Genomic DNA, 17,689 nt, shown 5'->3' on the forward strand with positions numbered 1-17,689 from the left:
GCTGACTCCTCGGTGCGAGGGCATGGGGGATCACGCCGCGGCCTGACAAAGACCGCGGCGGGTGCGCGAAAAGGCGGTTACTCCGGCTGGATCCCCGCGTGCTTCGCGGTGATCTGGAGTGCGAGGTGCTTGGAGTAGATGCGGACCCAGGCGAGCGGGCCGCCCATGTACCAGAACGCGGGGTGACCCGTACGCCGGTAGAGTCCGCCGATCTCGCCGTCCTCACCGATGCCGAGGACCAGCGGGAGCCGGTCGGCGACGCCGTCACCGAAGAGCCGGCGGGCCGTCTCGCGCATGTTCCGGTAACCGGTCGCGAGCACGACGAGGTCGGCCTCCAGGGTGCGGCCGTCCTCCAGCCGGATGCCGTCGGGCGTGAACCCGGCCAGCCCGGAACCCTGGGCGATCTTGATCTTCCCGTCGGCGATCAGCCCCGACGCGCCCACGTCGATGTAGTAGCCACCCCCGTACGCGAGCGCGTAGCCCATCAGCCCGGTGCCGTCGGGCCCGTCGTTGCGCTGGAAGCCGGCCGCGTCGAGCCGGGCCAGCAGGTCGGCGTCCTTGCGGGCGGTGTCCTTGACGCCCTCCTTGGCCATCTCGAGCACGAGCGGCCACGGGGTGCCGGCCGCGAGCAGGTCGGCGTACTTGGTGGGCGGGCCGCCCTCGACGAAGTTGCTGCCGAAGATGGCCGGGATGCCGTGTTCCTGGCTGATGATGTGCGTCGATGAGCGCTGGACGAGAGTGACGTCGGCGCCCGCCTCGTACAGGTCCTGCGCGATGTCGTGGCCGCTGTTGCACGCGCCGACCACGACGGCCTTACGTCCCGCCCAGCGGCCGCCCGCGGAGTGCCGGCTGGAGTGATAGCTGGTGCCCTGATAGTCGTCGCGGCCCGGCACGTCGGGGACGTTGGGCTCGCCCGCGGCGCCGGTGGCCAGGATGACGTCGCGCGGGTGCAGCACCCGCTCGCCGCCGGGCAGGCTCACCCGCAGCGTCCAGCGGCCGGTCGTCTCGTCGAACTCGTTGGAGGTCAGCTCGGAAGAGGTCCAGACGTTGAGCTCCATGGCCGCGGCGTACGACTCGAACCAGTCGGCGATCTTGTCTTTGGGACAGTAGACCGGCCACGACTCCGGATACGGCAGGTACGGCAGCGCGTCGGCCCAAACCGGGTCGTGCAGCACCAGCGAGTGGTAGCGCTTGCGCCAGCCGTCGCCGACCCGCTCGCTCTTCTCCAGGATCAGCGTGTCCACGCCCATCAGCCCCAGGTTGGCGGCGACGGCGAGCCCACCTTGACCGGCGCCGATGACGACCACGTCGGGGTCGGTGCCCTCGTAGCGGACGTGCTCCTCGCGGTCGTCGCGCCAGTTCCTCGTACGGGAGGGCTCGTGTCTTGGCCCTTTCGACCGGTGCGGGCCGATCCGGCGCTCGTGGCCGCGCAGATCGTCGAGCTCGGTCATCAGGGTCCAGGCGACCCATTCGTCATTCTCAGACCGCAGCCGTACGGCGGCCCGGCCGAACCCGAGCGGGGTCTCGAACGTCAGGAAGCCCTCGACGGTGTCGCCCTGGAAGCGGGGGCCGAACTCGGTGACCAGCGCGATGTTCGTCAAGGAGCCGGGGGTGAGGTGCTCGGTCAGCATCGCCGCCACGTCCTCGCGGCCCCGGTACGTGCCCAGGTCCCACGTCAGCGCGAGCAGGTCGCGCCACCAGCAGTCCGCGGCGAGCAGTGCGGCCGTGCCCGCGGCATCGGCGACCTCGAGCGCCGCGGTGAATCGGTCGAGCCAGGCGGCGAACGTGGCCTCCGCCGTGACTTCGGTTGTCATGGCTTGATGTGTCTCCGTCGCCATTGACGCGCCCTTCCCGTCCGTATCAGAGTGGTACGGCCCGAGCGATCGCTCGGTAGGTAGGAGTGTGGACCTCCATGAACGTGATAAGCAACACTCCCGGAAACTTTTTCGCAACGAGATCGACACAACCGGTGAGTGCCCTGACGGCCCAGGTGCGGGCCTTCATCGACGCTGTTGTCATCCCCGTCGAGGACGAATCGGACGGCGATGTCGCGGCGGCCGGCGGCGAGGAGCTGCGCCTGTCGCTGCAGGCGAGCGCGCGCCAGGAGGGGATCTTCGCCCCGCACGCTCCCACCGCGTACGGGGGCCTGGGTCTGGGCATGGTCGAGCGTGCGCCGGTTTTCGAGGCGGCCGGGCGCTCGCTGTTCGGGCCGATGGCGCTCAACATCAACGCGCCCGACGAGGGCAATGTGCACCTGCTCGACCAGATCGCGACCGAGGCTCAGCGGGCGCGCTATCTGGAACCGCTGGCCCGCGGGTCGGTGCGGTCGGCGTTCGCGATGACCGAGCCACCGCCGGGCGCGGGCTCCGACCCCAGCGCCCTGCAGACGAGCGCGGAAACCGTTCCCGGCGGCTGGGTGATCAACGGCCGCAAGAAGTTCATCACCGGGGCCGACGGGGCCGGCTTCCTGATCGTCATGGCCCGTACGGCGGCCGGCGCCACCATGTTCCTGATGGCGGCCGACCGCCCCGGGATCCGCCTGGTCCGGCACGTGACGACGATGGACAAGTCGATGCTGGGCGGGCATTGCGAGCTGTCGCTGGAAGACGTACGGGTCGGGCCGGACGACGTGCTGGGCGCGGACGGCGAGGGTTTCCGGTACGCCCAGGTGCGGCTCGGGCCGGCTCGGATGACGCACGTGATGCGGTGGCTGGGCGCGGCCCAACGGGCCCACGAGGCGGCGGTCGCCTACGCCGCTTCCCGGTCGGCGTGGGGCAAACCGCTGGCCAGCCTGGGCATGGCGGAGCAGATGATCGCCGACAACGAGATCGACCTGGCCGCCACCCGGGCCCTCCTGATGACGGCGTGCCGGGCCCTCGACGAGGGGAAGCCGGCCCGCGAGGAGACATCCCTGGCCAAGGTCTTCGGCGCCGAGGCCCTGGACCGGGTGGCCGACCGCGCGATGCAACTGTGCGGCGGCGCAGGCGTCTCGACCGACCTGCCGGTGGCCCGCATCGCCCGCGAGATCAGGCCGTTCCGCATCTATGACGGGCCGTCCGAGGTGCATCGCATGTCGCTGGCCCGCCGCGCGGTCCGGAGGTACGGCGCAGACTAGATCGTATGGCACATGTCTTCATCACCGGCTCGGCCGACGGGCTGGGGCGGGCCACCGCCGAGGTCCTGCTGGGCGAGGGGCACAAGGTCGTCGTTCACGTCCGCAACGAGAAGCGGCGGAGCGCCGTCGAGGACCTGGACGCTTCAGTCGTCGTGGGTGACCTGGCCGACGCGGACGAGACGCGGTCGGTGGCCGACCAGGTCAACCGGCTCGGTCCGGTCGACGTGGTGATCCACAACGCGGGCGTCTACCCCAGCGGGCCGATGATCGCGGTCAACGCCGTCGCGCCGTACGTGCTCACCGCCCTGATCCACCGGCCGCGGCGGCTCGTCTATCTGACCAGCGGCATGCACCGCGGCGGCCGGGACGACCTGCGCGCGCTCAGCGGGCACGGCTCCTACTCCGACAGCAAGCTGTACGTCACCACGCTCGCCCTCGCGGTGGCCCGGCTGTGGCCCGAGGTGCTCAGCAACGCCGTCGACCCGGGCTGGGTGCCGACCCGGATGGGCGGCCCCGGCGCCCCCGACGACCTGCGCCTCGGCCACCTCACCCAGGAATGGCTGGCCACGAGCGACGACCCAAGAGCCCTGACAACCGGCGGCTACTGGTATCACCAGCGCCGCCAGAACCCACACCCCGCTGCCGCACGGGCCGACTTCCAGAACGAGCTGCTCGCCGCCCTGGCCGACCTCACGGGCGTCACCCTCGACGGGGCCAAAGCCTGAGCCTCTCGCCGCCTCCGCAACCGGACGGCCCAGCGGGGAGCGCTTTTTCGTTGCCGAACGGCTCGACGCGGAGCGGCCCGTTGCCCGCCGGCTCGGCGCGGCACGTTGCCCGCCAGCCCGGCGCGGAGCGGCCCGTCGCCGGTCGGCTCGGCGCGGAGTGATCTGATGTCATGGACGCATGGACGTCGAGAGTTTGAGTGCGGGCGCTCTGGAGTGGATGGTCGCCGCGGCCGACGTCGGGGATCGGTCGCTCTACAGCGGCGGGGCGGGGATCGTACTCGCGCTGTTGGAGGCCCGGCGGCACTTCCGCGATGACCGGTACGGCGAAGCCGCCCTGCGCGCCGCCGCGAACCTGGGCGGCGGCGGGGAAGACTGCTCGCTGTATTTCGGCCTGACCGGGGAGGCGGTCGCCCTACGTGCGGTGCACCGCGAGCTCGGCGACGAGAAAGCGGCGCGGACGGCCGAGGGCGCGCTGAGCCAGGTGCGAGCCCGGTTCGACGGACGGGGCTGGGGTGACATGTTCGAACTGCTCTTCGGCAACGCGGGCATCGGACTCGGGGCGCTGCACGCGGGCGATCTCGACCTGGCCGTCCTCGCGGTGACGCCCTATCTCGAGACCGCCGACCCGACCCCCGGCGGCGTCAACTGGGCGGTGCGGCCCAGCCCAGCCCGCTCCCACCACATCGCCCACGGCACGCTGGGCATCGTCTACGCCCTGGCCGCCGTCGGCGCGGCAGCCGGGCGAGACGACATGGTCGAGATGGCGATGGCGGGGGCGGCCGATGTGGTATCCCGCGACGAGGCCGGGCCATCGGGCTTTCTCGTGCCGCACTCCGATCCGCAGCATCGGCCCGACCTGATCGAGCGCTACAGCTACGGCTGGTGCAACGGCCCGGCCGGCGACGCCCAGGTGTTCCGGCTGCTCGGCACGCTGACCGCGGACGCCACGCAAGCCACAGCGACCGGGGACGACGTCTGGGCCGCGCTCGCCGACCGGTGCTGGCATACGGTCACGCGCAGCGGACTCCCCCAGCGCCTGCGGCCCGGCTTCTGGGACAACAGCGGCCGTTGCTGCGGGACCGCCGGTGTGCTGGCGCTGGCTCTCGACCGGCACGTCGAGCTGGGTGAGCCGCTCGACTTCGCCCATACGCTGGTCGACGACCTCGTCAAGCGCGCCACTGTCGACGCCGGCGGCGTGCGCTGGTCCAACTTCGAGCATCGCGAGACGCCCAGTGACCTGGAACCGTTGGCCGGCTGGGCGATGGGCAACGCGGGCATCGTGCGGGAGCTGCTGCGCTACGCCCGCATCACCGCGGGGGCCGAGCAGGCGTACGCGGTGCCGTGGCCCGACCATCCGCCGGCCCAACCGCTCAACCAGCAGTAGGCACGGCGGCTGTCACGAAAGGGCCAGTTCCACGATCCGATCGGCGACCAGGGCGGCGGCGCGCGGGGCGAACAGGATCGTGTAGTGGTTGACGTCCGGGACCAGCTCGGTCGGGAAGGCCAGGGCCGGATTCTCGTACAGGCCGGGGGTTTGGTTTTGCAGGCCGCGTTCGGCCCAGAGCAGGCGGGCGGGGCATTTCAAGTGATGAACGGCGTCGACCGTGGTGCGGTCGATCAGCGTGTCGGTGGCGTCGGCCCGTACGGCTTCCAGGGAGCACGACGAGCGCAGGTCAGGCGGGGCGCCGGTCAGGTCGCGGGCGACGTACGCGGCGACGGCCGGTGACCAGTCGGCGCGCAGGGCGGGGTGGGCGCGGAAGAAATTCAGGTAGGCCTGTTCGTCGGGAAACGTCATGCCGAGCCGGCGGATCGCGGGACCCACGACGGCGGTCAGCACCTCGTCGACGTCGGCGCCGGGCGGGGCGGGGATCGTGACGCCGCCGTCGATGAGCAGCACGCCGTTGACCCGGCCGGGGTGGGCCGCGGCCGTCGCCGCCACGACGAAGCCGCCCATCGAGTGGCCGGCCAGCGTGACCTTGTCGAGCCCGAGGTGGTCGGTCACGGCGATCAGGTCGGCGACGTGCGCGGCCATCCCGTACGGGCCGGGCAGGTCACCGCTGCGAGCCCGTCCGCGCAGGTCCAGGGCGATCAACTCGACCCGCCCGGCCAACGACGAGGCCACGGCGGCGAAGGACAGGGCGTTGGCGGTGATGCCGTGGGCGGCCAGCACGACCGGGCCGTCGCCGGGCCAGCGCACGCCGCGCAGCGTTCCACCCCGTACGGGGAACTCGAGCTCTTGCATCAGTGCGCCGTCCAGCCGCCGTCAAGCGCGATCGACGCGCCGGTGATCAGCTCGGCCGCGGGCGTGCACAGGTAGGCCACGAGCTCGGCCACCTCCTCGGGGGTGATCAGGCGTTTGATGGCCGTACGTTCCAGCATGATCTTTTCGATGACCTCGGACTCTTCGATGTTGTGGGCCGCGGCCTGGTCGGCGATCTGCTTGTCGACCAGCGGCGTGCGGACGAAGGCGGGGTTGACGCAGTTGGAGGTGACCCCGCGGCCGGCGCCCTCGAGCGCGATCGTCTTCGACAGCCCTTCCAGGCCGTGCTTGGCCGTCACGTAGGCCGACTTGTACGGCGAGGCGATCAGCCCGTGCACCGACGAGATGTTGACGATCCGCCCCCAGCCGCGCTCGTACATGTGCGGCAGCACGCGGCGGGCCAGCCGGAACGGCGCCTCGACCATGACCCGCTGGATGTGTGTGAAGCGCTCGGGCGGAAACTCGGGCAGGGGCGCGACGAACTGCAGCCCGGCGTTGTTGACCAGCACATCGACGTTCGCCGGCAGGGCATCGATCGCCGAGGGGTCGGAAAGATCGGCCCGGTACGCCGCCGCCTCGTCGACGTCCACGACCAGCACCTCGGCCCCCGCCTCGGCCAGCCGCTCGGCGCAGGCCCGGCCGATCCCGCTGGCCCCGCCGGTGACCATGGCTGTCCGTCCGGACAGGTCGAGCGCGACCACTCGTGTCGTCGTCATGATCCGAACCTATGACGACGGGCCCGTCCCCGGCCAGTGTGTGTCAGGATCGGCCGATGGAGACCCGTGATCTTCGCGTCCAGGCCCGCGGTATCGCCCAGAACGTCCTGGTCGGCGGCCCCGAGGACGGCACTCCGGTGCTGCTGGTGCACGGCAACTGTTCGTCGGCCGACTTCTGGGCGCCGCTGATCCGGCGGCTGCCCGACGGCGTCCGGGTGGTCGCGCCGGACCTGCGCGGCTATGGGCGCAGCGAGACCGCGCCGGTCGACGCTACGCGTGGGCTTGGCGATTTTGCCGATGACGTGGCGGCGCTGCTCGACGATCGCAGCCTGTTTCCGCGAGGTGGGCCGGTTGTCGTCGCCGCGCATTCCATGGGCTGCGGGGTCGTGATGCAGATGCTCATCGATCGGCCCGACCGGTTCTCGTCCGTCTTGTTAGAGGCACCCCTCAGCCCGTACGGGTTTGGGGGGACCCGGGATCTGGCCGGAACCCCGACCACGGCTGATTTCGCGGGAACCGGGGGCGGGACTGCCAACCCGGATTTCGTGGCCCGTATTCAGGCCGGGGACCGCTCTGCCGACTCGCCGACCAGCCCTCTGTCGGTTCTGCGGTCCGCCTATGTCGCCGATCCGGGGTCGCTCGGCGAGGACGAGGAGTTGTTGCTCGACACCGTATTGAGCACGGCGATCGGGGACGACAACTATCCGGGCGACGGGACCCCGGTGGAGAGCTGGCCCGGTGTCGGGCCGGGCGACCGGGGCGTGCTCAACACGATGGCGCCGAACCACTTCAACGTGGCCGCCGGCCTGGTCGAGGTGGCGTCGAAGCCGCCCATCGTCTGGGTGCGGGGGGATCGGGACGCCATCGTTTCCGACACTTCGCTGTTCGACCTGGCCTATCTGGGCTCGCTCGGCGCGGTGCCGGGATGGCCGGGGGCCGAGGAATGCCCGCCGCAGCCGATGGTGGGGCAGACCCGGGCGGTGTTGGTGCGTTACGGGAATTTCCGTGAGGTTGTTTACGAGAACTGTGGGCACTCGCCGCATGTGGAGCGGCCGGATGAGGTTACGGCTGAATTGGTTGCGCTGATCAAGGGCGACTGAGGTTTCGCGTGGTTGCTTGCTTGCGCTCGTTGCATTTCACCGGTCGCGCTTGGCGGAAACCGCGCGGCCAGCGGCTTATTGGTTACTTTGGTCCCGGTCCGGCGGTGGCTGCGGTGACCACTCGCGGCCGTTATCAGGCTGCGGCTAAGTAAAACTCGCTGTGCTGTGGTAGAGCTCAGATCGGGACAGAACGGGCCGCTCAGCCGCGGGATTCTGCTCTTAGGGACATAAGTCTTTGGCCGTGACCACCGAATGATGAGTTTTACTCAGCCGAAGCCTGAAAACGGCATCGAGGGGCCACCGCGACCAAAAACAAAGGGTGACCAGAGTAATCTCATTCAAATGCAACGAGCGCCGGTGAGTCACCAAGCCGAGCCACCGCTCCAACTTTCGTTGTAGGCCAAGGTCTGTCGATGCCCTGACGATGTCGGCGGCGATTTTGGCCAGGCTGGTGGCATGAAGAAAGCATTCATCGTCATCGCCGTCATCCTGGTCGTCTTCTGCGGCGGCGTCGGCTGGTTCGTCTACCAGGCGTTCGGTCTGGGCAAGGAGCTCGTCAACGCCGCCGTCACCCAGGAGCAGTTCGACGCCCAAAAGGTCGGCGCCGCCGAGGCAACAGTCCGCGCCGCCCTCCCCGACCCGCTCACCGACCTCAAGGACGAGGACCTCTACCCCGGCGATCCCACCCGCAACGGTCTGCCCGCCGACGCGAAGTGTGCCTATCACCCGATCAAGCCGATCCAGGGCGAGGGTGACGAGCTGTTCCGGTTCTGTTTCGCCGGCGGCAAGCTCGTCAAGAAGAACCCCCTGACGATCCCCGAATGATCTCGCCGTCACACTGTGGGGCGATGATGTCGGTGATCGCCCGCTGGTACAGACAGCACGGGGCGTGGCGCCTGACCTACGAGGTCGGCGTCGTCGCCCTGGTGACGTTCGGCGCGGTGTTCCCCTCGGTCGCCGCCGCCTGGTTCCCGCTCGCGCCCTGGCTGGTCGGGGTGACCACGCCGGTGCTGATGGTGCTGCGCCTGAGGTATCCGCTGGCCGCCTACATCGCCGCGGCCGTGGTCGGTTTGGCCACCGGCGGGCCGAGCAGTCTGCTGCTGGTCTTCCTGAGCGCCTCGGTCGCCTATCGCGTGGCCCGCTGGTGGCAGGTCGCCGTCGGGCTCGGGGTGGCCTGGGTCTGTTTCCTGGCCTCGATCTTCTGGGAGGAGACGCTCGGCATCGACTGGGCAGTGCTCGGGTCGCTGCTGTTCGCCGTGCTGGCGGTGTTGCCGGCCGGGGTGGCGCGGCTGGTGCGGCGGCGGCGCACGTTGCTCGACGCGATGCACGGCCGCAACGTGCAGCTGCACAGTCAGCAGCAGGAGATCGCCCGGCAGGCGCAGTCCCGGGAGCGCGCCCGCATCGCCCGCGACATGCATGATTCGCTGGGGCACAAGCTGACCCTGATCTCGCTGTATTCGGGCATGCTGCGCACCGCCGACGACGAGCAACGAGCCGAGACCGCAGACCTCGTACGGCAGACCTCGTCGGCGGCGATGACCGAGCTGCGCCAGATTCTCGGGCTGCTCGGCCAGGACGACCCCCAATCCTCCGTACGCCCCCTGACCGGCCTCGACGAGCTGGCCGAGCAGGCACGGTCGTCGGGCGCGCAGGTGCAGCTGGTCCGCGAGGGCGAGCCCCGGCCGCAGGCGTCGATGACCGAGCATGCGGCGTACCGGGTCATCCAGGAGGGTCTGACCAACGCGTTGCGGCACGCCCAGGGCGGCGCGATCACGCTGCTGCTGCGGTACGAGGCCGACGCCCTGATCGCCGCCGTCACCAACACGCCCGGGCAGCGGGTCGTGCGGGCCACCAGCCGGCAGGGATTGCTGGGGCTGGCCGAGCGGGTCCGGATCGCCGGCGGCATGCTCTATCACGGGGCGACGCCGGACGGCGGTTACCGCGTGGCGGCCACGCTGCCCCACCTCGCCGACGACGCCGCCACTCCTCCCCCGGCGGCGCCCGACCGGCAGGACTTCGCCGAGGTGATCGACCGGCACCGCCGCCGGTCCCGGTTCGTGCTGATCGCGACGACGCTGTCGGTCGTCGCCTTCCTGGCGTTGTGCGTGGCCGGGGTCTGGCTGCTCACCGCGTTCACGGTCGTGGACCGCGAGAAGTACGACGCCGTACGGGTCGGCGCGCCCGAGGCCGAGGTGCGCGAGATGCTGCCGGACCCGGAGGCCGCGACCGAGACGAAGGACGGCTGTGTCGAATATCCGGCGTCGCTGACGGAACAACTGCGCGAGGAGTCCGGCGAGTTGAGTTACCGGTTCTGCTTCACCGACGGCAAGCTGGCCGACAAACAGATCATCCGGGGTGAGCCGTCATGACCGAACCGTTGCGGGTGTTGCTGGCCGACGACGACTCGCTGATCAGGACGGCGATCGACGCGATCCTGCGGCCGGCCGCCGGCATCGAGCTGATCGCGCAGGCGACCGACGGCCGGGCCGCGATCGACCTGACCGTGCGGCACCGGCCCGACGTGGCGCTGCTCGACATTCAGATGCCGGTGCTGGACGGCCTGGCCGCGCTGCGCGAGATCCGCAAGCTCGCTCCCGCCGTACGGGTCGTCGTGCTGACCACGTTCGGCCAGGACGACTACGTGGCGCAGGCGCTGGCCTCCGGGGCGGCGGGGTTCCTGCTCAAGGAGTCCGCGGCCGACGAGCTGGAGTACGCGATCCGGGCCGCCGCGGCGGGCAACGCCTACCTCTCGCCGAAGATCACCCGGCAGGTGCTCGAACGGCTGCCGGCTCCGGCCGCGCGCCCGACCGAGGAGCTGGCCAAGGTCGGCACGCTCAGCGAGCGCGAGCGGGAGGTGCTGATCCGGCTGGCCCAGGGCCTGTCGAACGCCGAGATCGGCAAGCAGCTGTTCGTCTCCGAGGGCACCGTGAAGACGCACGTCTATCACGTGTTCGCCAAGCTCGAGGTGGACAACCGGGTGCAGGCGGCCATGCTGGCCCAGCGCACCGGGCTGCTCGACGGCTGAGCATCAACGAAAGTTAGAGGTCGTTTCCGCTGGTCGGCAGACGCCCGGAGGGCCTGGTCACGGCCACACTTTGAGTCATGACCGTCACTTTCGAGTCCTGGGAACTGCCGGCCCGGATCGCGCTCAGCGACCAGGGGGTCCGCTACCACGAGGCCACCCCGATCATCGAGAACGTCAAGGATCACTGCGCCCGTACGGGGGAAAGCCCTTACGAGGCGTTCGGTGAGCCCCGCGATTTCGCCGTCCGGGCGGCCGCCGACGTGCCCGCCGAGCTGCGCGACCCGGTCGACCGCGAGGGCATGACCCCGGGCGACTACCTGGGTGGCCAGCTGCTCGTGGTGACGGGCGTGGTGATCCCGGTGGTGCTGCTGTTCGCCGCGATCGACCGCACCTGGACGTTCCCGGCCACCGCGGCCGGCCTGACGGGCAGCGTGCTGCTGCTGGTCACCTTCTTCTGGGCGGGTGCGGTGCCCAAGGCCGTACGCGCCTCCGGCCGGCCCCACCTGGTCAAGTTCGCCTGGGCCGCGGCGGCGCTGCTGGTGCTGGGCACGGCGACCGCGTTCACCACCCTGCCCCGCGAGCACCTGTTCGACCTGCCGGTCCTGGCCGTCGCCGGAGTCGCCGCGGTGGCCGTGGCCCTGCAGCTGCGCGGACCCTCGCCGCGGCGGCGCCGCACCCCGGAGCCGAAGGGCGACTACTTCGAGCGCCTGCACGGGCTGCTGATCGGCCGTTACGACCTGACCCCGGAGCGGGCCGCCGAGCTGACCCGCGAGGCCCGGGCGCGGGGCGGCGACCTCGGCCCGGTCGAGGAATACGCCCGCCGGGTGCAGGAGGGTGAGCCGGTGCGCAAGGACCCGTTCTGGCGGACCCGCCCGGCGCAGATCATCGGCATCCTGGTCGGGATCAGCCTCGCCGTGCGGGCCTTCCTCGGCTGGCAGGCCGACGGCGTGTGGTGGGCCGCCTACCTGATCGCGCTGCCGGGCGCCCTCGGCGGCCTGTGGTTCCTGATCCAGGCCCTGCGCGGCAAGAGCTAGCCGAGTCCGAGCGACTCGCGCAGCGCGGCCACCCGCTCGAACTCGCGGGTGGCCGCAGTCTCGCGTCCGGCCGCCCGGTAGGCCTCGGCCAGGCCGGTCACGATGGCGATGTGCAGCCGGTGCCGGCTCGCCCGGCGTCCGATGATCTCGGCCGCCCGGCGGTACTCCTCGATCGCGGCGTCATGGTCGCCCAGGCCGCTGCGGCAGAGCCCGATGCTGTCGATCACCGCCGCCTCCGCGACCGGGTCGTCCGCACCGCTCGCGTGCAGCCGGGCCAGCGACTGCTCGCACAGCTCCAGACCGCCGCGGAAGTCTCCGGAGCCGGCCTGGAACCAGCCGAGCGCGTTGAGCGCACCGGCCTCGCCCATCACCTCACCGTGCTCGCGGTAGTAGGCCAGCGCCGTCCGCGCATGAGCGATCGCTTTCGCCTTGTCGCCGCCCTCGAAGAGCACGTTGCCGACGTCGAGGCGCGCGTCCGCCGCCGCCCCGGTGTCGCCGCGCTCCTGCGCCAGCGCGAGGGCCCGCCCCAGATGCCGGGACGCCTCGGGCGCGAACCCGTACGCCTGATAGATGCAGCCCAGACCGTAGTGCAGCTGTTGCCGGCCGTACGGGTCGGCGGTGGCTTCCAGTTCGGTCTGGTGCAGCACGATCGCGTCCTTCCAGTGGCCGCGCCAGTGCAGGCTGATGCCGATCGCGCAGGCCAGCCGCCACGCGTGCCCGGGCAGGCCGGCGTCGCGGGCGCGGGCGGGCAGCCCGTCCAGGTTGGCCTGCTCGGTCCCGAACCAGGCGAGCGCCTCGTCGCCGTCGCGGAAGGTTCCGGCGCTCACCGGCACCGGCAGCACCACCCGGGCCAGGCGGCGAGCGGTGCAGACACTTCCCGCGTACGCCGTGGCCAGGTAGTAGTCGAGCAGGCGCCGCAGCGCGGGCCGGTGGTCGGCGTGCCCGATCTCCCGCGCGTACGCCCGCAGCAGGTCGTGCAGCGCGAACCGCCCGGTCTCGTGCTCGGTGGCCAGATGCCCGCGGGTCAGCTCGCGCAGCGCCCGCGTCACGACCACCGGCGGCCGGTCGCTGAGGGCAGCCGCGGCCGGCACGGTGAGGTCGGGCCCGGCGTGCGCCCCGAAGAGCCGGAACAGGCGTGCGGCCTCCTCGCCGAGCGCCGCGTACGAGACGGACAGCACCGAGCGCACGTCGAAGGCGGGCAGCCCGGCGTCGAGCACCTCGAGCGGGCCGGCCGCCGCCAGCTCGCGGGCGAGGGTGCCGAGCGACCTGTCCGGCGTGGCCAGGGCCCGAGCCCCCAGCACGGCCAGGGCGAGCGGCAACCCGGCGCAGCGCCGGATCACCTCGTCGGTGGCGCCGGGATCCGTGGTGAGCCGGTCCGCGCCGAGCCGCTCGGCCAGCAGCGCCCGCGACCGGGTGGCGTCGAACGTGCCCAAGGTCAGCGGCGTGGCCGTGCCCCCGGCCACCAGGCCGGTCAGCTCGGTGCGGCTGGTCACCAGCACCAGGCTGCCGGGAGCGCCGGGCAGCAGCGGGCGGATCTGCTCCTCGTCGCGGGCGTTGTCGAGCAGCAGGAGCAGCTTGCGACCGGCGACGATGCTGCGGAACTGCGCGGCCCGGCCCTCCTCGTCGCCGGGAATGCGCTCGGCCGGCACCCCGAGCGCCTCGAGGAACCGGTGCAGCACGTCGCCCGCCCGCAGCGGCGGGTGCAGGGTGTCGTGCCCGCGCAGGTCGGCGTAGAGCTGCCCGTCGGGGTAGCGCTCGGCGACGCGGTGGGCCCAGGCGACGGCCAGGGTGCTCTTCCCGATCCCCGCCGTGCCCAGCACGACGATCGCGGGCCGGCCCGGCGCGGCCTGGCCGAACGCGGCGGAGTCGAGGGCCGCCACTTCGCGATCGCGGCCGATCAGCGCGGGCACCGAGGCCGGCAGCTGCCGCAGCGGGGCCGTCCAGGCCGGGGCCGGCGGCTCCGGGTCGAGGTCGGCCCGCAGGATCTCGGTGAACCGTCGTTCCAGCAGCGGCCCCGGGTCGACGCCGAGCTCGCCCGAGAGCGCCTCGGCCGTGCGCCGATAGGCGGCCAGCGCCTCGCTCTGCCGGCCCGCCCGGCTCAGCGCGAGCATCAGTGCCGCCGTGAACCGCTCGCGCAGCGGGTGCTCCGCGTGGGCCTGGGTCAGGTCGGCCAGCGTGCGCGGCCCGCCGCCGTTGCGGGCCTCGTGGTCGAGGCACTCCTCGAGCGCGGCCAGCCGGGCCTCTTCGAGCCGGGCGGCGTGCGCCCCGAGCCGGTCGCCCAGCCCGGCCAGCGCCGGCCCGCGCCACAACGCCAGCCCGTCGCGGAAGGCCCGGACGGCATCGCCCGGCCGGTCGGCGCCGAGCAGCCGGTGCGCCTCGCCGACGGCGGTCTCGAAGCGCAGCAGGTCGACCCGGGTGGGGTCGATGTCGAGCCGATAGCCGGCCGGCTCGGTGCGCAGCGAGCCCCAGCCCGGAACGCCGTCGAGCCGCCGCCGCAGCGCCGAGATCGCGGTGTGCACCTGGCGGCGGGCGGTCTCGGGTGGGCGCTCGCCCCACACCGCGTCGACCAGGCGCTCGACGACGACCGTGCGCCCGGCCTCGAGCGCGAGCCGGGCCAGCACGACCCGCTGCCGGGGGCCGCCGACGTCGACCGGTTCGTCGTCGCAGCCGGCCTCGAACGGGCCGAGCAGGCGTAACGCGAAGCCGCCGTCCATATCGAACAGTCTAGGGACTGCAACCGAGAGCGAACGGAGGCCGTGTGAAGACAGTGACCGGCGAAGCTTCCCGCCACGAGAAGGGAGACGCGGATGCTGCGCAAGGCACAGACGACACCGGCGTAAGCGCTAGAAGGGCAGCTCGCCGTTCTCGTCGCTGAGGGTGCCGGTCGGGCCGCCGGGGCCGAGGGTGGCCAGGCGGACGACCGTCCGGGCGCTCTCGTGCGGCGGACGGCCGATGCCGAAAGCGGCGGTCATGTCCGTGGCGGTGGCGCCGGGCTCGATGGCGTTGAACTTGATGCCCGGCTCGGACTTGGCGTAGTGGACGGTGAGCATGGTGGCGGCCGCCTTGGACGCCGAGTAGAGCGGGAGCGGCAGGCCGTGCTCGGGCCGCTCGGGGTTGGTCACCGCCCAGAACGAGCCCATGCTGCTCGACACGGTCACTACGTTGGGGTTGTCCGACTCGCGCAGCAGAGGCAGCGCCGCCTCGGTGACGCGGACGATGCCGACCGCGTTGGTGTCGAACGCGCGCAGCGCCGCCGGCCCGCCGGTCTCCCCCGCGGCCAGGATGCCCGCGTTGTGCACGAGCACGTCGAGCCGGCCCTCGGCGGCACCGATCGTGGCCAGGGCGGCGGTCACCGAGGCGTCGTCGGTCACGTCCAGCTGGACAAAACGGGCACCGAGCTCGGCCGCGGCCTTCTCGCCGCGTTCGGGGTCACGAGCGCCGACATAGACGGTGTGGCCCAGCTCGAGCAGCTGCTTGGCGGTCTCGTAGCCGATGCCCTTGTTGGCACCGGTGATCAAGGTGACGGTCATGCGGCAAACGCTAGGCACGCCCGGGCGGCCCACCCAGAGCCCTGCTCAGCCTGGGGTGTGACAGGACCCCCTCTGTTCGCGGGCCGCCGACCTAGGCTGGTTCCGTGAGCGAGTCGACGAACGCCCTCGGGTCGTACCTGCGGGCCCGGCGCGAGCTGGTGACCCCCGAGCAGGCGGGCATCCCCGACGTCGGCGTGCGGCGCGTGCCCGGGTTGCGGCGCGAGGAGGTCGCCATGCTGGCCGGCATCAGCGCCGACTATTACCTGCGGCTGGAGCGCGGCCGCGACCGGCACCCGTCCGTGCAGGTGCTGGAGGCGATCGCCCGCGTGCTGCGCCTCGACGACGACCACTGGGCGCACCTGTTGTCGCTGGTTGCCGAGGGTCCCCGGCGGCGGCGCCGGCGGCCGCGCAAGGAGGTGCCGCCGACCGGCATCCTCAAGCTGCTCGACTCGCTCGACCAGCCGGCCTTCATCGAGGACCGCTACTTCGACATCGTGGCCTCCAACCCCCTGGCCCGGGCGCTGACCCCGCGTTTCGCGGCCGGTGGCAACCAGCTGCGCGACCTGTTCCTCGACCCGTCGGTGCAGGCCCTGCACCCGGAGTGGAAGAACGTGACCGAGTGCTTCGTGGCCAACCTGCGGCAGGCGGTGGGCACCGACACCGACGACCCGCGGTTCATCGAGCTCACCGGGGAGCTGTCGCTGGCCAGCCCCCGGTTCCGGCAGCTGTGGGGCCGGCACGACGTACGCGGGCAGATCGGCACGCCGATCAAGATCAACCACCCGCAGGTCGGCGAGATGACCCTCAACCGGGAGCGGCTGGCCGTGGGCGGCACCGAGGGCCTGCAGCTCATCGTGTTCCACCCCGACGTCCGGTCGGCCGACGCCGACAAGCTGGCCCTGCTGGCTTCCCTCGGGCAGGACACCACGGAACGGAATCCTCTGGTAAATATCGTCAATGATTAATGCCTTGGCGGCCGCCACCGTGCCGCTCGTGTTCGCCGGCGGCTTGTCCGCCCCCGCCGCCCCCACGGTCGCCGGTCAGCTGCTGCCGGTGCCCGCCGGGGCCGTCTCGGTCACCGCCGTCGACGTCTCCCCGCTCGGCGTCGTCGCGGGCACGGCCGACGGCCGTCCCCAGCGCTGGGCCAAGCTGCCGCGTGTGGCCTGGCAGCGTCAGGCGCTCGCCCTGCCCGCGGGCGCGACCACGGCCACGGTCGCCGGCGTGACCGATCTCGGCGAGGCCGCCGGCTCGGCCACTGTCGACGGCACCTCGCGGGCGGTGCGCTGGTCGATCGGCGGCCTCTCCGCGACGCTGGTGCCCGGCACCCGGGTCGACGCCGTCGGCCCGCGCGGCACCCTCGGCGTGTTCACCGCCGGCACCGAGCCCACCGGCGAGTCCGACCTGGTCGCCCGCGACGGCAGCCGCACCCCGCTGCGGGGCACGCCCGAGCTCGACAGCGGCTACCGCCGTACGGTGGCCTCGGTCGGCGGCCCGCAGACCGCGGTGGTGTGGGTGACCGACGGCATCGGCAAGGGCACCACGGCCCGGCCCGTGCTGTGGAAGGACGGCGCCACGCTGCGGCTGCCCCCGTTCAGCTCGTTCTTCCTGGGCAGCGCCTGCGTCTCGCGGGTCCTGCCGGACGGCACGGTCGTCTCCAGCGGCTACAGCAACGAGGGCGGCACCGTCGCCTTCCAGCTGGTCAAGCACGTCGGCGGCGTCCCGGGCACCGACGTGGTGCTGAGCCGGGCCACCCAGACGGGCGGCCAGTTCGCCGGCCTGACCTGCGACTCGACACAGTCCTCGCTGAACGCGCTGGCCTCCGACGGCGGCATCGCGGGCCAGGCCGTCCAGCAGGCGGCTTACTGGACGCCCGCCGGCGAGGGCAAGAACATCCCGTACGCCGAGGGCGAGCGCGCCTCGACCGGCGTCGCCGCGGCCTCGGGCGGGCGCGTGATCGTGCGGGCCGAGCGCGAGGACGGCTCCCTGAGCTACTCGCTGTGGCACAACGGCGTGCGCACCGCGCTGACCGCCCCCGCGGGCTGGACGATCAGCAACGTCGTCGAGCTGACCGACGCCGGCCTGCTGGTGGCCAACGTCCGCAACGCCGACGGCGTGACCCGCCCGGCGGCCTGGAAGCTGCAGGACTAAGGCGCCTTTATGCGTTCCGCCGCGGCGACGAGTGAC

At 72.1% G+C, this 17,689-nt stretch carries 15 protein-coding genes; 10 read left to right on the forward strand and 5 right to left on the reverse strand.

Going from position 1 to position 17,689, the window contains the following annotated elements; translation table 11 throughout:
* Nucleotides 1-77 precede the first annotated feature (77 nt).
* Nucleotides 78-1,814 (reverse strand): flavin-containing monooxygenase, encoded by a 1,737-nt coding sequence (locus JKJ07_RS01600; RefSeq protein ID WP_202989341.1) that lies wholly within the window; start codon nt 1,812-1,814, stop codon nt 78-80.
* Between the two features lie 155 nt (nt 1,815-1,969).
* Between JKJ07_RS01600 and JKJ07_RS01605 the strand changes: the two genes are divergently transcribed.
* The 3 genes from JKJ07_RS01605 to JKJ07_RS01615 all read left to right on the forward strand — a co-directional run bounded on the left by JKJ07_RS01605 (nt 1,970) and on the right by JKJ07_RS01615 (nt 5,224).
* Entirely contained in the window at nt 1,970-3,115 is a 1,146-nt protein-coding gene (locus JKJ07_RS01605; protein WP_202989342.1) for an acyl-CoA dehydrogenase family protein, read from the forward strand.
* Between the two features lie 5 nt (nt 3,116-3,120).
* Nucleotides 3,121-3,840, forward strand: a complete 720-nt coding sequence (locus JKJ07_RS01610; RefSeq protein ID WP_202989343.1) for an SDR family NAD(P)-dependent oxidoreductase — start codon at nt 3,121-3,123, stop codon at nt 3,838-3,840.
* Nucleotides 3,841-4,018: 178 nt separating this feature from the next.
* Nucleotides 4,019-5,224 carry a lanthionine synthetase LanC family protein gene (locus JKJ07_RS01615; protein ID WP_202989344.1) on the forward strand — a complete coding sequence of 402 codons (1,206 nt, stop codon included), beginning with the start codon at nt 4,019-4,021 and terminating at the stop codon, nt 5,222-5,224.
* 12 nt (nt 5,225-5,236) lie between these two features.
* Here the strand turns inward: JKJ07_RS01615 and JKJ07_RS01620 are convergent, their stop codons facing one another.
* Nucleotides 5,237-6,082 (reverse strand): alpha/beta hydrolase, encoded by an 846-nt coding sequence (locus tag JKJ07_RS01620; protein ID WP_202989345.1) that lies wholly within the window; start codon nt 6,080-6,082, stop codon nt 5,237-5,239.
* The gene (locus JKJ07_RS01625) at nt 6,082-6,816 is read right to left on the reverse strand and encodes an SDR family oxidoreductase (protein ID WP_202989346.1); all 735 of its coding nucleotides are present in this window, start codon (nt 6,814-6,816) and stop codon (nt 6,082-6,084) included. The genes JKJ07_RS01620 and JKJ07_RS01625 overlap by 1 nt, the downstream gene beginning before the upstream one ends.
* A gap of 56 nt (nt 6,817-6,872) precedes the next feature.
* On the opposite strand from JKJ07_RS01625, the gene JKJ07_RS01630 reads away from it, so the two are divergent.
* The 5 genes from JKJ07_RS01630 to JKJ07_RS01650 all read left to right on the forward strand — a co-directional run bounded on the left by JKJ07_RS01630 (nt 6,873) and on the right by JKJ07_RS01650 (nt 11,975).
* Nucleotides 6,873-7,916 carry an alpha/beta fold hydrolase gene (locus JKJ07_RS01630; RefSeq protein WP_202989347.1) on the forward strand — a complete coding sequence of 348 codons (1,044 nt, stop codon included), beginning with the start codon at nt 6,873-6,875 and terminating at the stop codon, nt 7,914-7,916.
* Nucleotides 7,917-8,372: 456 nt separating this feature from the next.
* Nucleotides 8,373-8,741 carry a hypothetical protein gene (locus JKJ07_RS01635; RefSeq protein WP_202989348.1) on the forward strand — a complete coding sequence of 123 codons (369 nt, stop codon included), beginning with the start codon at nt 8,373-8,375 and terminating at the stop codon, nt 8,739-8,741.
* A 23-nt stretch (nt 8,742-8,764) separates the two neighbouring features.
* A complete protein-coding gene (locus tag JKJ07_RS01640) occupies nt 8,765-10,285 on the forward strand; it encodes a sensor histidine kinase (RefSeq protein ID WP_202989349.1) in 1,521 nt (506 codons plus the stop codon).
* Nucleotides 10,282-10,941 carry a response regulator gene (locus JKJ07_RS01645; protein ID WP_202989350.1) on the forward strand — a complete coding sequence of 220 codons (660 nt, stop codon included), beginning with the start codon at nt 10,282-10,284 and terminating at the stop codon, nt 10,939-10,941. The genes JKJ07_RS01640 and JKJ07_RS01645 overlap by 4 nt, the downstream gene beginning before the upstream one ends.
* A 77-nt stretch (nt 10,942-11,018) precedes the next feature.
* A complete protein-coding gene (locus tag JKJ07_RS01650; protein WP_202989351.1) occupies nt 11,019-11,975 on the forward strand; it encodes a hypothetical protein in 957 nt (318 codons plus the stop codon).
* Here the strand turns inward: JKJ07_RS01650 and JKJ07_RS01655 are convergent.
* Entirely contained in the window at nt 11,972-14,689 is a 2,718-nt protein-coding gene (locus tag JKJ07_RS01655; RefSeq protein ID WP_202989352.1) for an AfsR/SARP family transcriptional regulator, read from the reverse strand. The genes JKJ07_RS01650 and JKJ07_RS01655 overlap by 4 nt on opposite strands.
* 129 nt (nt 14,690-14,818) lie before the next feature.
* Complete coding sequence (locus JKJ07_RS01660) at nt 14,819-15,505, reverse strand: SDR family NAD(P)-dependent oxidoreductase (protein WP_202989353.1); 687 nt, start codon at nt 15,503-15,505, stop codon at nt 14,819-14,821.
* 104 nt (nt 15,506-15,609) lie between these two features.
* On the opposite strand from JKJ07_RS01660, the gene JKJ07_RS01665 reads away from it, so the two are divergent.
* Together JKJ07_RS01665 and JKJ07_RS01670 are read left to right on the forward strand one after the other, a co-directional pair.
* A complete protein-coding gene (locus JKJ07_RS01665) occupies nt 15,610-16,470 on the forward strand; it encodes a helix-turn-helix transcriptional regulator (protein ID WP_202989354.1) in 861 nt (286 codons plus the stop codon).
* Nucleotides 16,463-17,653 carry a hypothetical protein gene (locus JKJ07_RS01670; RefSeq protein ID WP_202989355.1) on the forward strand — a complete coding sequence of 397 codons (1,191 nt, stop codon included), beginning with the start codon at nt 16,463-16,465 and terminating at the stop codon, nt 17,651-17,653. The genes JKJ07_RS01665 and JKJ07_RS01670 overlap by 8 nt, the downstream gene beginning before the upstream one ends.
* Nucleotides 17,654-17,689 lie beyond the last annotated feature (36 nt).

Source organism: Paractinoplanes lichenicola (assembly GCF_016785085.1).
GTDB classification, from domain to species: Bacteria; Actinomycetota; Actinomycetes; order Mycobacteriales; family Micromonosporaceae; genus Actinoplanes; species Actinoplanes lichenicola.

Bases quoted from the DNA above. Each gene is read 5' to 3' on its own strand.
- JKJ07_RS01635 (WP_202989348.1), top strand. From the start codon at position 8,373: ATGAAGAAAGCATTCATCGTCATCGCCGTCATCCTGGTCGTCTTCTGC.
- JKJ07_RS01655 (WP_202989352.1), bottom strand. From the start codon at position 14,689: ATGGACGGCGGCTTCGCGTTACGCCTGCTCGGCCCGTTCGAGGCCGGC.
- JKJ07_RS01630 (WP_202989347.1), top strand. From the start codon at position 6,873: ATGGAGACCCGTGATCTTCGCGTCCAGGCCCGCGGTATCGCCCAGAAC.
- JKJ07_RS01670 (WP_202989355.1), top strand. From the start codon at position 16,463: ATGATTAATGCCTTGGCGGCCGCCACCGTGCCGCTCGTGTTCGCCGGC.
- JKJ07_RS01615 (WP_202989344.1), top strand. From the start codon at position 4,019: ATGGACGTCGAGAGTTTGAGTGCGGGCGCTCTGGAGTGGATGGTCGCC.
- JKJ07_RS01620 (WP_202989345.1), bottom strand. From the start codon at position 6,082: ATGCAAGAGCTCGAGTTCCCCGTACGGGGTGGAACGCTGCGCGGCGTG.
- JKJ07_RS01610 (WP_202989343.1), top strand. From the start codon at position 3,121: ATGGCACATGTCTTCATCACCGGCTCGGCCGACGGGCTGGGGCGGGCC.
- JKJ07_RS01650 (WP_202989351.1), top strand. From the start codon at position 11,019: ATGACCGTCACTTTCGAGTCCTGGGAACTGCCGGCCCGGATCGCGCTC.
- JKJ07_RS01660 (WP_202989353.1), bottom strand. From the start codon at position 15,505: ATGACCGTCACCTTGATCACCGGTGCCAACAAGGGCATCGGCTACGAG.
- JKJ07_RS01600 (WP_202989341.1), bottom strand. From the start codon at position 1,814: ATGACAACCGAAGTCACGGCGGAGGCCACGTTCGCCGCCTGGCTCGAC.
- JKJ07_RS01645 (WP_202989350.1), top strand. From the start codon at position 10,282: ATGACCGAACCGTTGCGGGTGTTGCTGGCCGACGACGACTCGCTGATC.
- JKJ07_RS01625 (WP_202989346.1), bottom strand. From the start codon at position 6,816: ATGACGACGACACGAGTGGTCGCGCTCGACCTGTCCGGACGGACAGCC.
- JKJ07_RS01640 (WP_202989349.1), top strand. From the start codon at position 8,765: ATGATGTCGGTGATCGCCCGCTGGTACAGACAGCACGGGGCGTGGCGC.